General features: G+C 61.3%; 14 protein-coding genes. 5 read left to right on the top strand and 9 right to left on the bottom strand.

Annotated elements, in window-relative coordinates; translation table 11 throughout:
* Positions 1-140 precede the first annotated feature (140 nt).
* Positions 141-413 (bottom strand): methyl-accepting chemotaxis protein, encoded by a 273-nt coding sequence (locus tag JMY28_RS12515; protein ID WP_328809395.1) that lies wholly within the window; start codon positions 411-413, stop codon positions 141-143.
* Between the two features lie 109 nt (positions 414-522).
* On the opposite strand from JMY28_RS12515, the gene JMY28_RS12510 reads away from it, so the two are divergent.
* Entirely contained in the window at positions 523-1,401 is an 879-nt protein-coding gene (locus JMY28_RS12510; protein ID WP_201696239.1) for a LysR substrate-binding domain-containing protein, read from the top strand.
* A gap of 9 nt (positions 1,402-1,410) precedes the next feature.
* On the opposite strand, the gene JMY28_RS12505 is transcribed toward JMY28_RS12510, so the two are convergent.
* Positions 1,411-2,502 carry a porin gene (locus JMY28_RS12505; RefSeq protein WP_201696238.1) on the bottom strand — a complete coding sequence of 364 codons (1,092 nt, stop codon included), beginning with the start codon at positions 2,500-2,502 and terminating at the stop codon, positions 1,411-1,413.
* Positions 2,503-2,667: 165 nt separating this feature from the next.
* Positions 2,668-4,221 carry a carboxylesterase/lipase family protein gene (locus tag JMY28_RS12500; RefSeq protein ID WP_201696237.1) on the bottom strand — a complete coding sequence of 518 codons (1,554 nt, stop codon included), beginning with the start codon at positions 4,219-4,221 and terminating at the stop codon, positions 2,668-2,670.
* Here JMY28_RS12500 and JMY28_RS12495 point away from each other — a divergent pair.
* On the top strand, positions 4,220-5,152 hold the full coding sequence (locus JMY28_RS12495; protein WP_201696236.1) for a LysR family transcriptional regulator: 933 nt from the start codon (positions 4,220-4,222) through the stop codon (positions 5,150-5,152). The genes JMY28_RS12500 and JMY28_RS12495 overlap by 2 nt on opposite strands.
* 32 nt (positions 5,153-5,184) lie before the next feature.
* On the opposite strand, the gene JMY28_RS12490 is transcribed toward JMY28_RS12495, so the two are convergent.
* The 4 genes from JMY28_RS12490 to antA all read right to left on the bottom strand — a co-directional run bounded on the left by JMY28_RS12490 (position 5,185) and on the right by antA (position 9,245).
* Complete coding sequence (locus JMY28_RS12490; RefSeq protein WP_201696235.1) at positions 5,185-6,183, bottom strand: AraC family transcriptional regulator; 999 nt, start codon at positions 6,181-6,183, stop codon at positions 5,185-5,187.
* A gap of 96 nt (positions 6,184-6,279) precedes the next feature.
* A complete protein-coding gene (gene antC, locus JMY28_RS12485; RefSeq protein WP_201696234.1) occupies positions 6,280-7,320 on the bottom strand; it encodes an anthranilate 1,2-dioxygenase electron transfer component AntC in 1,041 nt (346 codons plus the stop codon).
* Between the two features lie 14 nt (positions 7,321-7,334).
* Positions 7,335-7,832, bottom strand: a complete 498-nt coding sequence (gene antB / locus JMY28_RS12480; RefSeq protein WP_201696233.1) for an anthranilate 1,2-dioxygenase small subunit — start codon at positions 7,830-7,832, stop codon at positions 7,335-7,337.
* Positions 7,833-7,835: 3 nt separating this feature from the next.
* Positions 7,836-9,245 (bottom strand): anthranilate 1,2-dioxygenase large subunit, encoded by a 1,410-nt coding sequence (antA, locus tag JMY28_RS12475; RefSeq protein ID WP_407945497.1) that lies wholly within the window; start codon positions 9,243-9,245, stop codon positions 7,836-7,838.
* Between the two features lie 36 nt (positions 9,246-9,281).
* Between antA and JMY28_RS12470 the strand changes: the two genes are divergently transcribed.
* Both JMY28_RS12470 and catA read left to right on the top strand, forming a co-directional pair.
* A complete protein-coding gene (locus JMY28_RS12470; protein WP_201696231.1) occupies positions 9,282-9,521 on the top strand; it encodes a hypothetical protein in 240 nt (79 codons plus the stop codon).
* Positions 9,522-9,563: 42 nt separating this feature from the next.
* Positions 9,564-10,499 (top strand): catechol 1,2-dioxygenase, encoded by a 936-nt coding sequence (gene catA, locus JMY28_RS12465; RefSeq protein ID WP_201696230.1) that lies wholly within the window; start codon positions 9,564-9,566, stop codon positions 10,497-10,499.
* A 70-nt stretch (positions 10,500-10,569) separates the two neighbouring features.
* On the opposite strand, the gene JMY28_RS12460 is transcribed toward catA, so the two are convergent.
* The gene (locus JMY28_RS12460; RefSeq protein WP_201696229.1) at positions 10,570-10,935 is read right to left on the bottom strand and encodes a nuclear transport factor 2 family protein; all 366 of its coding nucleotides are present in this window, start codon (positions 10,933-10,935) and stop codon (positions 10,570-10,572) included.
* An 84-nt stretch (positions 10,936-11,019) separates the two neighbouring features.
* A complete protein-coding gene (locus JMY28_RS12455) occupies positions 11,020-11,775 on the bottom strand; it encodes an SDR family oxidoreductase (protein WP_201696228.1) in 756 nt (251 codons plus the stop codon).
* A 92-nt stretch (positions 11,776-11,867) separates the two neighbouring features.
* Here JMY28_RS12455 and JMY28_RS12450 point away from each other — a divergent pair, with 92 nt between their 5' ends.
* Entirely contained in the window at positions 11,868-12,821 is a 954-nt protein-coding gene (locus JMY28_RS12450) for a LysR family transcriptional regulator (protein ID WP_201696227.1), read from the top strand.
* Positions 12,822-12,878: the final 57 nt, after the last annotated feature.

The following is a 12,878-nucleotide window of genomic DNA, read 5'->3' as shown; positions in this document are numbered from 1 at the left end:
CGCACGCAAATACGGCGCGCTACGAATATGTCGGCCCCTCCGACTCGCACGAAGAGCCGCTTTAGTCCATCACGGGAATGCAGGGGCTTTCCGCACTCCCGTTCCGGGCGAGCGTTGAACAGGCGCCGCGGTGTCGTCGATCAGGCTGCCAGGTGGAACACGCTCACCGTCCTCTCGAGCAGCCTCGCCTGATCCGTCACGGATTGCGCCGCCGCCGACGCCTGCTCGACGAGCGCCGCGTTTTGCTGTGTCGCCACGTCGATCTGGCTGATCGCCTGGTTGACCGGCTTGATGCCCTCGGTCTGCTCGTGGGTGGCCGCCGAGATCTCGGCCATGATGCCTGTCACGCGCCGCACCCTCTCGACAATTTCCGACATCGTCGAACCGGCACGCGCTAGCCTACGTGTGCGCAAACCGCACCTGCGAAATGGGACTCAAACAATCGGTCCTGTTCAGTCTGGAAGCCGCCACGTGCAACCCCGGCGTATGATTTCCCCCAATGATGCTTGAGGGTCCTTCGTCATGAGCACGGGATATCAACACACCGGCCGCCTGCTCGATCTCGACGCCGTGCAGGCCTTCGTGCTGGTTGCCGACCTCAGCAGCTTCACGCGGGCGGCCGAGGTCCAGGACACCACGCAGTCAGCCATCAGCCTGAAAATCAAGCGGCTCGAAGAGCGGCTCGGCAAGCGCCTGCTGGAACGAACGCCGCGGCACATTCAACTGCTGCCCGAAGGCGTGGCGTTTCTCGGCGCGGCGCGTGAGTTGCTGAGCGCACATGACCGCGCGGTAGCCATCGACGTTCGCGAGCAGCGCAGCCTGCGCCTTGGCATCATCGATCACACCGCTGCGGAAGAACTGATCCCTTTGCTTGCGCGCGTATCGAGCCACGACCCGACGTTGCGCGTCGAAGTGCGGATCGGCGCTTCGAGCGAGATGCTCGACGCGTACGACGCCGGCGAACTCGACGCGGCCTTCGCGCGGCGCGACCCCGCGCGGCGCGACGCGGAGCGCCTCTTCGTCGAGCACTGCGGATGGTTCGCCGCGCCTCATTGGTCGCCCAGCCCCGACGAACCGCTGCGCGTGGCTTCGCTATCCGCGCCTTGCGGGGTGCGCGCCAACGCACTCAAGGCGCTGGACGAAGCGGGCGTTCAATGGACAGAGGTTTTCGTCGGCGGCGGCATCGGCACGGTCGGCGCGGCCGTCATGGCAGGACTCGCCGTGGCGCCGTTGACGAGACGAGGATGCCCGCCGCGCGCGGTGGACGTAGGAAGCCGTTTCGGATTGCCGCCGCTCGCGCCGATTGAAATCGCGGCGTATACGCGAGTGCGCGACGCGTCTTTGAAAGAAGCCATTCGCATTTTTGGCGCCGCACTGCGCAATGCGAATACGCGACTCTAAATCAATGGGTCAGAACTTCTGCTGCAACCCGACCATCACGCCGAGCTGGTTCATGCCGGTCGCGACCGTGCCGCCAGCCGCGACTGCGTTCGCGGCCTGTGCGCTGTTGAACATGTACCCCACCGACGTGTACACCATGGTGCGCTTCGAGACCAGGTAATTCGCGCGGCCGATGAGTAGCGTCGAGTTGGCGTCCTTCGTGCCCTCGGAGCCGCGCTGAAGGTAGCGCACACCCTGTGTGTCGAAGAAAAACGCGGGCGTGACGTAGTATGTGGCTCCCGCAAAGAAAATATCGGTCTGCAAATGGGTGGCGGCCGCGAGATTGTTCCTGATCCACCCGAAGCCGATCTTCGCTGAGCCCAACGTCACGTAACCGTCGACAACGCTGTGCGTATCCGTGTAGCGGCTGTTGTTCAGCGGCGCCGTGGCGCCCGCGCCGCCGCGCAACACGTCGTACGATGCGGCCACGCCGAAGCTCGCCGAGTCGTAAGCGAGAAGCGCCGTATATTGACGGCACGCCAGCATATTGCCGGGAACCTGCCCTGGACAGTTGGTTGCCCCGGGTCCGGCTGGGCCCGCTGCGTCACGGCCGAAACTGTATGTGCCGCCAATCGTGACGCCGTGGAATTTGCCCATATAACCAATTGCGTTGTCGCTGCGGGCGTTCGGCAGATAGGAATCGAATACGCTCAGCGAATGGATCGACGGGCCGATCACGTCCGCATTGAACAGTGCGTACATCGTCATGCCCATTTGCCTGCCGAGCGTGATCGAGCCGTAGTCGCTGCTGATACCCACGTTTGACTGAATGCCGAAGAGCCGGCCGCCATAGTTCAACGTACCGTTGGTAGGCTGAAAGCCGTTCTCCAGCACGAAGAATGTCTTGAATCCACCGCCCAGGTCCTCAGTCCCCTTCAGGCCCCAGCGTGAAGGTAGCCTCCCGGTCAGCGAAGCCATGCCGATGAACGTCCCGCCACTAGCGGTCGCATGGTTATAGTACGAGAGACCAGTGTCGATTATTCCATAAAGCGTGACGCCGCTTTGGCCGTGTGCAAGCCCCGTCACCGCGACGAGCAACGCGGCACTCCACTTCATTTTCATGACGTTCTTGTCTCCTGTATGGCGAAGCATCGAGGCAAAACTTCACCTCCTTCGCCTTTTAATTTGGATTACTTATCAATCGATGGACTTTTTTTCAATGAACTGCGAATCACGCTGATTGCGAGACGATTTCCTTAGCTTCGACTCGCAATCGGCACCCACTCGTCAGTCGAAATACATCAAGTCACCGTCATCGCCGTTGAACGCTTTCCACGAGGGCAGGCCCACGCCGTTCGGATTGCCGGATTCCACAAAATTCAGAAAGTAAGTCTGGATTCGGGCGGACAGCGCGCGGCTTCGCGGCTCGTCGACGCCTTCGAGCATGGGAGCCTCGATCCAGTTTTCGAAGTTGCCAAAGAAGAACGGCAATTCAAGGCAATGGCAAGCGCCCACATTTGGCTGTGGGGACGGGAAGTCGAACCGATAGGCAAATACGCTGCTTGCCGCTTCCGCCATGCGCTTAGCGAAGCGCCGCGTTGGCCCCACGATCAACTTTTCCGAGCCCAACCCGACCAACGCGGCATAGGGCTTCCGGTCGAATCGGCCTTCGGCGGCGCTCTCGTATCGCGCTACCCCATCGTCGCCGAATTCGTCCTTGAACTTCTGCAGGGCCTGTTCCTTCGTCGCGCCAAGAAGGGCCGGGTTGCTTGCAAAAAAGCTGCCGGACTCATCGCGTGTCCAGCCGATGAAGACCGGTTTACCGCCGAAGCGTTCCTGAGCGTGCGCTCCGGGGTCCGCTGGCACGCTACCGCTGGCTACCGGCATGAAAGCGATGGGCACCTCGGCAAACTTCGCCACGGCTCCAGTCAGTCGGGTTTGCGCCTGCAGGATGCGCTCGACGGGCAGCGTGAGCAGTTCCTTGCCGGTAGAGGCTATACCAACGGTTTCGCACAACTGCACCGCAGTCGCCTGCGCTTTCGACAGCGCCATCGGCTGAAGGCCCGGATAGCTGAGCATGGCAATCGCCTTCACCAGCCGATGGGTCGACGGCATCGAGGCCAGAAGCTGGGCGAACCAGGCTCCCGCCGACTGGCCCGCTACGACGATTGAATCCGGGTCGCCGCCGAAATTGGCGATGTTCTTCCTGACCCACTGAAGCGCCCGCGCGAGATCCGAAACGGCGAGATTGCCCGGCGATATGCCCTCCATATAGAGGTTGCCCAGCACGCCCAACCGATAGTTCATCGTCACGACCACCGCGCGATCAAGACGGGCGATCGAGTCGCCCGAGTAGCATGGCAGCGCCCCGCCGGTCATGAACCCGCCTCCGTGGATCCAGAACACAACCGGTAATTTGCCAGTGAGATCGGGCGTGAAAACGTTCAGCCTGAAAGCATCTTCGGACTGCTCAACGCCTCGGGCAGTCGGTCCCATGACGAAATCCAGCCGGCTTGGCCATTGCGGAAAGACTGGGCCAGGTCGGGTAGAATTTCGCTGACCGTTCCAGCGCGCCGGTTCTCCAGCGGCCTGAAAACGCCCGCAATTCGCCGCGTAGGGAATGTCGAAGAACGTGTGAACACCCTCGTTGGTCACGCCTTCGAGTACGCCCTGCTCGCATTGGGCAAGTACGGTGCCCTCCATGTAGCCTCCTTTGTCTTGTGCGCTCGCGCACACGGGTTTATCGCATCCGACAACCACGAGCTTACGGATCAGCAGCGGAAAGAAAATGGAATTCTTCGCCGCCACCCCATGACAAAAGTTCAACCCGGGCTGGATCATGAACTCACTGCAACAACGCCTGAAGCTCCGCCACATCACCATCGTGGTGGAGATTGCGCGGCTAGGCAGCCTGCAAAAAGCCGCTGAATCGCAGAACGTCAGTCAGTCGGCGCTTTCCAAGGCGTTGGCCGAGATCGAGGCGATTGTCGGTGCGCAGCTTTTCGAACGCACGCCGAGCGGCATGCGCCCGACCATTTACGGCGAAACCCTCGTGCGTCACGGCCATCTGATCGCCAGCGATGTTCAGCGGGCGGAGGCCGAACTCGAGGCGCTGCTGAATGGGGATATCGGCAACCTGTCGATAGGCATATTTTCGCCGCTCACCTGGTGGGGTGCGCTCTCGGATTGCGTGAGCGACTTTCGGATCAAGTGGCCACGCGTGCGACTTGCGCTCCGTGAAGGCCCGATGGAAATGTTGCTGGAGTGTCTCGACCAGGATCTCGTGGATATCGTGATCGGCCGGATGGCCAGCGGATTCGGCAGCGAACTCTATAAACTCGAGATGTTGAAGCATGACATGCCGGTCTTTCTCGCCCAGCAAGGACATGCTTCGACGTTGAAGCCAGTGGCGCTCCCGGATCTTCTGGACTATCCGTGGATACTCCCTCCTCAGCCGAATATCGTCAGGCAGCAGCTCGAGTTCGCGATTCGAGACATGGGACTGCCCTTGCCATCGAATGTGTTGTCGTCGCAGGTTTCACCGCTGGTCTTCCGTCTGGCTAGCCAGAGCGATGCCCTCGTCCTGTCATCGGAATGCATCGCCGATGCGTTATGCGCTCAATATCGCTTGCGACTCGTGCAGTGTGAATTGCCGCTGCATATCGGTCCCCTGGTCGCCGTCACGCGTAGTGACAAGCCGCTCACGCATGCAGCGGCGACTTTTCTACAGGAGCTTAAAGGGCTGTTGGGTCACGCGCAAATGGAGGCGTGAGTTTGACTGCGCGCGACTGAATGCCGGACGGCCTACCGTCTCACCGCGCGCTTGAGTGTTTGCGAGGGTGTTTCGCCGAAGAGCTGCTTGTAGTCGTTGGAAAAGCGGCCGAGATGCGAAAATCCCCAATTCATCGCGATGGAAGAAACATTGCGCTCGGAGCAGTCCGATAGAATTTCGCGACGCACCGCTTCGAGCCTGTACTTCTTCAGATAGGCCATAGGCGCATGCCCGAAGTGCTGCCCGAAGCCTTCGAAGAGCTTGTAGCGTGACACGCCCGCTGCGCGCTCGATATCTTCGAGCGCGATATCTTCACGGGCGTTGTCGTGAATGAACTGTTTCGCGCGCAACAAATAATGCGGACACGCCGGGCGCATCGCCTCGGCAAGCGCCTGCGAATAGTTGTGTGGCTGAGAGAGCAACAGACCTTTGATCAACGCCTGTTCGAGATCCCCCACCATCTGCTGATGATTGAGCAATGGGCCGGCGTGTCCCATCTCGGCCAGCAGGAACTTGACCATGCGCCACCACGCTGCCTGATCGCCGTCGGCGGCATTCATCTGCGGCTCGAACGTCAACGCGGCCTCGAGCGGTCGCTGCAAAAGCCCTTCAAGCACCTGACGCAGCGCCGGACTCGGAATCGAAACGATGATCTTGCGGCAATTGCCCGTGATCGCCAGGTCCTGCGTCTCGTGCGGCGACAGCACGAGGCCACTGTCCTGGTCCGATAACCACAGGCGGCCGTGCGCGGCGAGTTCCTGCTGTCCGCTGAGCGGCAGACTCACGCTATAGCAGTTGAGCGGCGCGTCATTGTGCACGGAAACAGTGACGTCAGTGCCGTACTCGACGTATCCCAGCGTGCTCGCCATGGAGCGCATCACCGTGCCGGAATGATGGAATTGCAGTTCCTTCGGGCTGCGAACCTGCAGCCCATGCGGTCCGCAAATCGACGCCATCCAGTCGCGCGCGCCTTCGAGGTCGTGACGCAGTGCGTCAATACCTCGGCTATCGTGGGCGGCGGGGGTTGGCATGGTGTGGCACTGAGCAATTGACGAATACTCAATGGTAAACCACGCCACGCGCAGACAAAATAACGAATCACCCCAAATGCGTGCTGCGCCGCCGCTTCACGCAGCCGGCTGCGCGCTGTTGCTGTCCCCAAATTTTTCGTAGTAGAGGCGGTGGTCGTCGAGGCTTGCGTTCGCGAGCCATGTCTTGATCGCCTCGACCATCGGCGGCGGCCCGCACACGTACATGTCGAACGGGTTCGCTTCGAGCATCTCGCGGTCGAAATGTTCGGGAATTAGCCCCGTCTTGCCCTGCCATACTTCAGTCGGATTCATCACGACGATATCGCACGCGAAGTTCGCGATGCGTTCCTCGTAGGACTTCAAACGATCGAGTTCGCACAGGTCGCGCGCGTTCGTCACGCCATAGTAGAGGTGAACCTTCTGCCCACAGCCGCCCTTGTGCGCGAGCTCGTCGAGCATGCCAAGAAATGCTGAGAGGCCAGTACCGCCTGCGACCATCACGAGCGGCCGTTCCACCTGCCGCAGATAGAACGTGCCGAGCGGCGCCTCGAATTCGACGGTCTGGCCCGCCTCGCAGCGCTCGCGCATATAGTTGCTCATCGCGCCATCGGGCAGCAGGCGAATCAGGAACTGGAGCTGGTTGTTGTCGTCGGGCCGGTTGGCGAACGAATACGAGCGCCACACGTCCGCGCCCGGCACTTTCAGGCGTGCATACTGCCCGGGCAGGAAGTCAAGCCGCCCTGGATGAGCACTCGCGTCCAGATGCAGGATCGCCGTTGTTTCGGATACCTGCTTAATGGCCATCACCTGGCCCGTGATCGACGTCGTGCCGCCAGCGCTGCACAGGCTCGAATCGAAGTCGAAGTAGAACGACGCGTCGGACTGCACGCGCGTCTGGCAGGACAGGATCTTGCGCGCCGCGAGATCGTCGGCGGACAGCGTTTCTTCGTCGACATAGTCCAGCGTATAGCTGCCCGATTCGCACCGGCCCTGGCAGGTTCCGCACACGCCTTCGCGGCAATCGAGCGGAATGCTCACACCATTGCGCAGCGCGGCGTCGAGCAGGAGTTCGCCCGAGCGGACATCGAAGAACACAGTCTTGCCGTCGGCAAAACTAAAGGCGACCTTATGGCTCATTTCGTGGCTCCCGCTTACAGATGGTAGAAGTCGAGCACGGCGTTGATCGTGTCGTTGAGCAACAGCACATGCTTGCGCGCGATCTTCCAGGTGTCGCCGTCCGGGCACAGCGTGTAAGTGACGCGCCCGAAGAAGTGTTCGGCAACGCCATGCCGCGCGTAAAACGTGGCCCAGTTGGCCTTCACTTCCAGCTCGCCGTTTTCGCACTCCGCGATACGCACATTGGTGATCTGGTGCAGCGTGCGCGGCAGCGGCGTCGATGCTGCCGATTTTCCCGTGCGCAGGCGGAACACACGATCTTCGAGACCCGTGCGGTTCGCGTAGTAGATGAGCGACATGCCGCGCTTCGGATCGGTCGTGTACACGTGCTCGGAGTCCCATTGGGGCACGTGAAATTCGCTGTTTTCGTCGAAGAGGTCGAGGTACTCGTCCCAGCTCTGCGCGTCGCAAAGCTCGGCCTTGCGATACAGAAACTGCTCGACCGATTGTTGCAGCGTGTGCGTGATGGCCATGGTTCAAGCCTCCTTCGTGACGTTCGATTGCTGTGCGAGGCCCTTCATGAGGAACGTCTGCCACGCGCCGTGCTGGTTGACGTAAAGCCCCTCGTGGGTCAGCTCCGTGCCACACAGCACAGGCTCGATGCCGAGCAGGCGCGCATTCGCCGTCTCGCCCGCTACCCACTTGTGATGACCGCGCGAGACATCGCTCCAGCGTTCGAGACGCGCCTGGAAGCCGCGTTGCTGCTCGCGGAATTCCACGAGATCGTCCGGCGTGCCCATGCCTGAAACATTGAAGAAGTCTTCGAACTGCCGAATGCGGCTCTCGCGGTCCTGATCCGATTCGCCCTTCACGCCGATACACTGGCTGATGACCTCCGTTTTATTCCAGGCGACCGGGCGCACGATGCGCAATTGGGAGCTGATCTGGTCCATGAAAAAGAGGCTCGGATAGACGTTCAGGTTGCGCAGCCGATGCATCATCCATTCGGCCTTCTCCTGGCCGTACGCCTCGACGAGGCGCGGCATGACGCTCGCGTAGCCGGGACGCACGCCTGGGTTCGGCATATCGCTGAACAGGACGCTATGGCCGTTTTTGAACGCGAACCAGCCGTCGTCGGTCTGCGCGTCGCCCGCGCCAAGCTTGCTGTAGTCGAGCGTGCCGTTCGCCGCGCCGCCGTTCTGCGCGTTCGCCTCTTGGCGGCGCTGCACCGTGGCGACATAGTTGTAGTGCACCGTGCTCACGTGATAGCCGTCGAGGCCATTCTCGTTCTGCAGTTTCCAGTTGCCTTCGAAGGTATAGGCAGACTTGCCCGGCAATACCTCGAGCTCGCCCGTGGGCGATTGCGCCACCATCATGTCGAGGAAGAGGCGCGCGTCGCCAAGGTAGTCCTCGATCGTATCGGTCGCCTCGACGTCGAGGCTGATGAACACGAAGCCCTTGTAACTCGCGATACGCGCCTTTTTGAGGCCACGCGTGGATTTGTCGAAGTCGTCGCAGTACTCGCCGGGCGCCTTGACCTTGACGAGGCGTCCGTCGCTCTTGTAGCACCACGCATGGAAGGGACAGGTGAAGGTCGATTGATTGCCCTTGCCCATGCGTGTGAGCGTCGCGCCGCGATGCTGGCACGCGTTGATCATCGCGTTGAGCTCGCCATTGCCGTCGCGCGAGATGATCATCGGCTGGCGGCCGGCGCGCATCGTCATGAAGTCATGGGGCTTGGGGATCTCGCTCTCATGACACGCGTAGATCCAGTTCTTCTCGAAGATGAACTCCATCTCCAGGTCGAACAGTTGCGGCTCCGTAAACATCTCCCGCGCAATGCGATAGACGCCCTCTGCCGGACGGAAATCGAGGCATCCGCCAATGAAATCCTGCCATTGCGACGCGATTTTCTCTGTGCTCACGATGGGTTCTCCTCCTGCCATTTAACGGTCTTGCGACCAGGTCCTTGATGAGCTGGATTGAATACCCTGAGCGGCGCCGGCGCTATCCGCCTGGTCGCCGATCGCTATCCGCTTTTTTTGCCGCGCTTTTTTGCCGCCTGGCTGGACGTGGCTGCGCGACACGCGGCGGCATGCCGAGCCAAGGGCGCTTCATGGGCACTTCATGGGCACTTCATGGCCGTTTCGCGGCCGCGCCGAAAAAAACGGATAGTGAGTGTCGACCAGGCGGATAGCGCCGGTGCAGGCCCAGATATCTAATGCGCTCAACGCCCCCCTTAAAACCAGTTGGAGACAGTCATCATGAGCGTGAAGGTATTCGAAACCAGCGAAGTGCAGGAACTGCTGAAGGCCGCCACGAACGTGGACGGCAACGGCGGCAATACGCGTTTCAAGCAGATTGCCCACCGCCTGCTGAGCGATCTGTTCAAGGCTATCGACGATCTCGACATCACACCCGATGAGGTCTGGACCGGCATCAACTATTTGAACAAGCTCGGCCAGGACGGCGAAGCGGCGCTGCTCGCGGCAGGCATCGGACTGGAGAAGTATCTCGACATCCGCATGGACGCCGCCGACGAGGAAGCGGGCATCAGCGGCGGCACGCCGCGCACGATCGAAGGCCCGTTGTATGTGGCGGGCGCGCCGGTGCGTGACAGCGTTTCGCGAATCGACCTCGATGCCGATGCGCAAGCGGGCCCGCTCGTGATTCACGGCACGGTCACCGGCCCGGACGGCAAGCCGGTCGCGGGCGCCGTGGTCGAATGCTGGCATGCCAACTCGCAGGGCTTCTACTCGCACTTCGACCCGACCGGCGCGCAGAGCGATTTCAACCTGCGCGGCGCGGTGAAGACAGGCGCCGACGGCAAATACGAATTCCGCACGCTCATGCCCGTGGGCTACGGCTGCCCGCCGCATGGCGCCACACAGCAACTGCTGAACGGGTTGGACCGCCACGGTGACCGTCCCGCGCACGTGCACTTTTTCGTCACGAGCGACGATCACCGCAAGCTGACCACGCAGTTCAACGTCGAGGGCGATCCGCTGATCTGGGACGACTTCGCCTACGCAACGCGTGAAGCGTTGATTCCGCCTGTGACGCAAAAATCCGGTGGCGCTGCGCTCGGCCTGAAGGCAGACGTGTACAAGGACATCGAGTTCAACCTCACGCTGACTCGCTTCGTTCAGGGCAAGGACAACCAGCTCGTCAATCGCCTGCGCGTTGCCGCCGCGGCATAACCGACATCAAACCGGCGAAGCCGCCGCCATGCGCCCGAACTTTGGATCGCAGAACGGAATCGGCTTCCCGCTACGACGGCATCGAATCGAGAAAAACATAGAGCGCGGCGATCTTCTCGTCGCGCACGATGATCACATCCACGCCCGTGTAGTCGGGCGCCTCGCCCCGCGGGCCGGATCCCCATGACAGACGGCCCGCGTTGTGCAGGGCTTGAGGCGCACCGATTGGCGAGTAGGTGAAATGCGGGTGCGTCGCGCGCAGGGCCCCGGCGAAGCTGTCGAGCGCATCGTGCTCGACGAATACGCCCGGAGGCACGTAGAGCACACAGTCCTCTGTATAGAGTTCCTCGATCGCCCCGCGACGACGCTTTGCATCGCCTTCGCCGAAGACCTCCTGCAGGTTGCGATAGAGCAGTTCGTTGATACGTTCATCCATGGCAATTCTCCTTTCTCATCTCGTACGTCGCACTACTGATCAAATACCATCGTCTTTTCGATGGCACTTGATCAATGGAGCTAATTAAATCTGGGCCTGTCCACCGTCGACGAAGATCTCCGTCCCGGCGATGAAGCTCGAGTCAGACGAAGCGAGGAAGACAGCAACACGCGCGACTTCGTCCGGCTCGCCCACACGTCCGAGCGGGACGGTCGAGGCCATGTAGTCGAGCATGCCCTGCTGCTGCGCGGCATCCGGGCCGGCCAGATCGACAAGGCCAGGCGTTCTGATCGGGCCCGGGCTAATGACGTTCACACGGATACCACGCGGTTTCAGGTCGAGCGTCCAGCTGCGGGCGAAGTTGCGCACCGCGGCCTTCGAGGCGCTATAGACGCTGAACGCCGGCGTGCCCTTGATGCTGACATTGGACGCGGTGAGGATCACCGAAGCGCCATCGACCAGCAGTGGCAGCGCCTTTTGCACCGTGAAGAGCACGCCCTTCACGTTGCGATTGAACGTATCGTCGTACTCCTCTTCGGTAATCGAACCCAACGGTTGCATCGAGCCGCCACCAGCGTTGACGAACAGCACGTCAATGCGACCCGCGTCGGTCTTCACGCGTTCATAAAGGGCGTTGAGATCGGTGAGGCTAGCGGAGTCCGACTGTATGCCGGTCGCCTTCGGCCCGATTGCCGCGACTGCGGCCTCGAGTTCGGCTTTGCGTCGGCCGGTAACGAAGACCTGCGCGCCCTCCGACGCAAAACGCTTGGCGGTTGCAAGGCCGATTCCACTCGTTCCGCCAGTGACGACGGCAATCTTTCCTTCCAGTTTGCGTTCCATGATTTCTCTCCGTTGTGTGACGAGACAAATTTAAGGCCGCATGCTATTTTTCGAAATAGAAATGACTGAAAACCATCGTTGCAAAATTGTCGATGTCAAAACTACCCGATTTTGAAGGATTCGCGATGTTCGCGAAGGTCGCCGAGGAAGGTTCATTCGCTGCCGCCGCCGCGGCAATGGGCGTCTCCGTCGCCACGGCCTCCCGGGCCGTGACGCGACTCGAGGAGCGACTTGGCGGCAGGTTGTTCAACCGCACCTCTCGGCGGCTGGCGCTCACGGACTACGGCCATTCGCTTGCCGAGCGCGCGTCGAAAATCTACGCCGACGCCGAAGAGGCCGAGGATTTCGCGCGTGAGACCTCAAGCCGGCCGCGCGGACTGGTCAAGCTCGCGGCACCCCTTTCCTTCGGCGCGCGCTGGGTGGCGCCGCTTCTGCCCGAGTTTTTCCGGTCCTACCCTGACATTTCCGTAGAGCTTCATCTCACGGATGCCCATGCCGATTTGATTGGCGATGGGTTTGACGCCGCCCTGCGTATCGCCATTCTCGAAGATTCGTCGCTCGCCGCACGTCTCATCGCGCCCGTGCGCCGGTTTGTCGTGGCATCGCCCATGTATCTGTCCCGCTATGGTCGGCCGCAGCATCCACATGACCTCGGCGCGCATCAGTGCCTGACCTATGCCAACAGGAGCAAGCGGGACGTTTGGCGTTTTACCCACGAACGTGGTGAGACATGCACGATCACACCGACCGGGGCGCTGCGAGCCACAACTGTGGAAGCGTTGCTGCCCACGCTCCTCGCCGGACTCGCGCTCACCGAGCTTCCCGAGTTCGTGGCGACGCAGTATTTCGCGGACAAACAGCTCGAACCGATTTTGACTGACTGGCGCTTGCCCGAAGGCGGTCTGTATTTCGTCACGCCCACTGCCCGCACACGGCCAGCAAAGGTGAGCGCATTGGCCGACTTCTTCATCGCGAGGCTCACGGCGGCGCAATGGAGCGCCGAGACGCTGATGGGAAGGAAGCCGCCGGGAACGCGGAGCCGTTGATCGTGGGACCGATTTTATTCACGAGGGAATGGAGCGTTCTGGCTCGATTTTCGAGCG

This window comes from Paraburkholderia hiiakae (assembly GCF_904848665.1).
In the GTDB taxonomy this organism is placed as follows: domain Bacteria; phylum Pseudomonadota; class Gammaproteobacteria; order Burkholderiales; family Burkholderiaceae; genus Paraburkholderia; species Paraburkholderia hiiakae.
The sequence above is the reverse complement of the archived record's forward strand: the minus strand, read 5'-3'. Positions and strand labels throughout refer to the sequence as shown.

Excerpts from the sequence above, each read along its gene's own strand:
- JMY28_RS12510 (WP_201696239.1), top strand. The coding sequence starts at position 523 with ATGAGCACGGGATATCAACACACCGGCCGCCTGCTCGATCTCGACGCC.
- antC (WP_201696234.1), bottom strand. The coding sequence starts at position 7,320 with ATGAGCCATAAGGTCGCCTTTAGTTTTGCCGACGGCAAGACTGTGTTC.
- JMY28_RS12490 (WP_201696235.1), bottom strand. The coding sequence starts at position 6,183 with ATGCCAACCCCCGCCGCCCACGATAGCCGAGGTATTGACGCACTGCGT.
- JMY28_RS12500 (WP_201696237.1), bottom strand. The coding sequence starts at position 4,221 with ATGATCCAGCCCGGGTTGAACTTTTGTCATGGGGTGGCGGCGAAGAAT.
- JMY28_RS12455 (WP_201696228.1), bottom strand. The coding sequence starts at position 11,775 with ATGGAACGCAAACTGGAAGGAAAGATTGCCGTCGTCACTGGCGGAACG.
- JMY28_RS12495 (WP_201696236.1), top strand. The coding sequence starts at position 4,220 with ATGAACTCACTGCAACAACGCCTGAAGCTCCGCCACATCACCATCGTG.
- JMY28_RS12450 (WP_201696227.1), top strand. The coding sequence starts at position 11,868 with ATGTCAAAACTACCCGATTTTGAAGGATTCGCGATGTTCGCGAAGGTC.
- antB (WP_201696233.1), bottom strand. The coding sequence starts at position 7,832 with ATGGCCATCACGCACACGCTGCAACAATCGGTCGAGCAGTTTCTGTAT.
- JMY28_RS12505 (WP_201696238.1), bottom strand. The coding sequence starts at position 2,502 with ATGAAAATGAAGTGGAGTGCCGCGTTGCTCGTCGCGGTGACGGGGCTT.
- antA (WP_407945497.1), bottom strand. The coding sequence starts at position 9,245 with ATGGCAGGAGGAGAACCCATCGTGAGCACAGAGAAAATCGCGTCGCAA.
- catA (WP_201696230.1), top strand. The coding sequence starts at position 9,564 with ATGAGCGTGAAGGTATTCGAAACCAGCGAAGTGCAGGAACTGCTGAAG.
- JMY28_RS12460 (WP_201696229.1), bottom strand. The coding sequence starts at position 10,935 with ATGGATGAACGTATCAACGAACTGCTCTATCGCAACCTGCAGGAGGTC.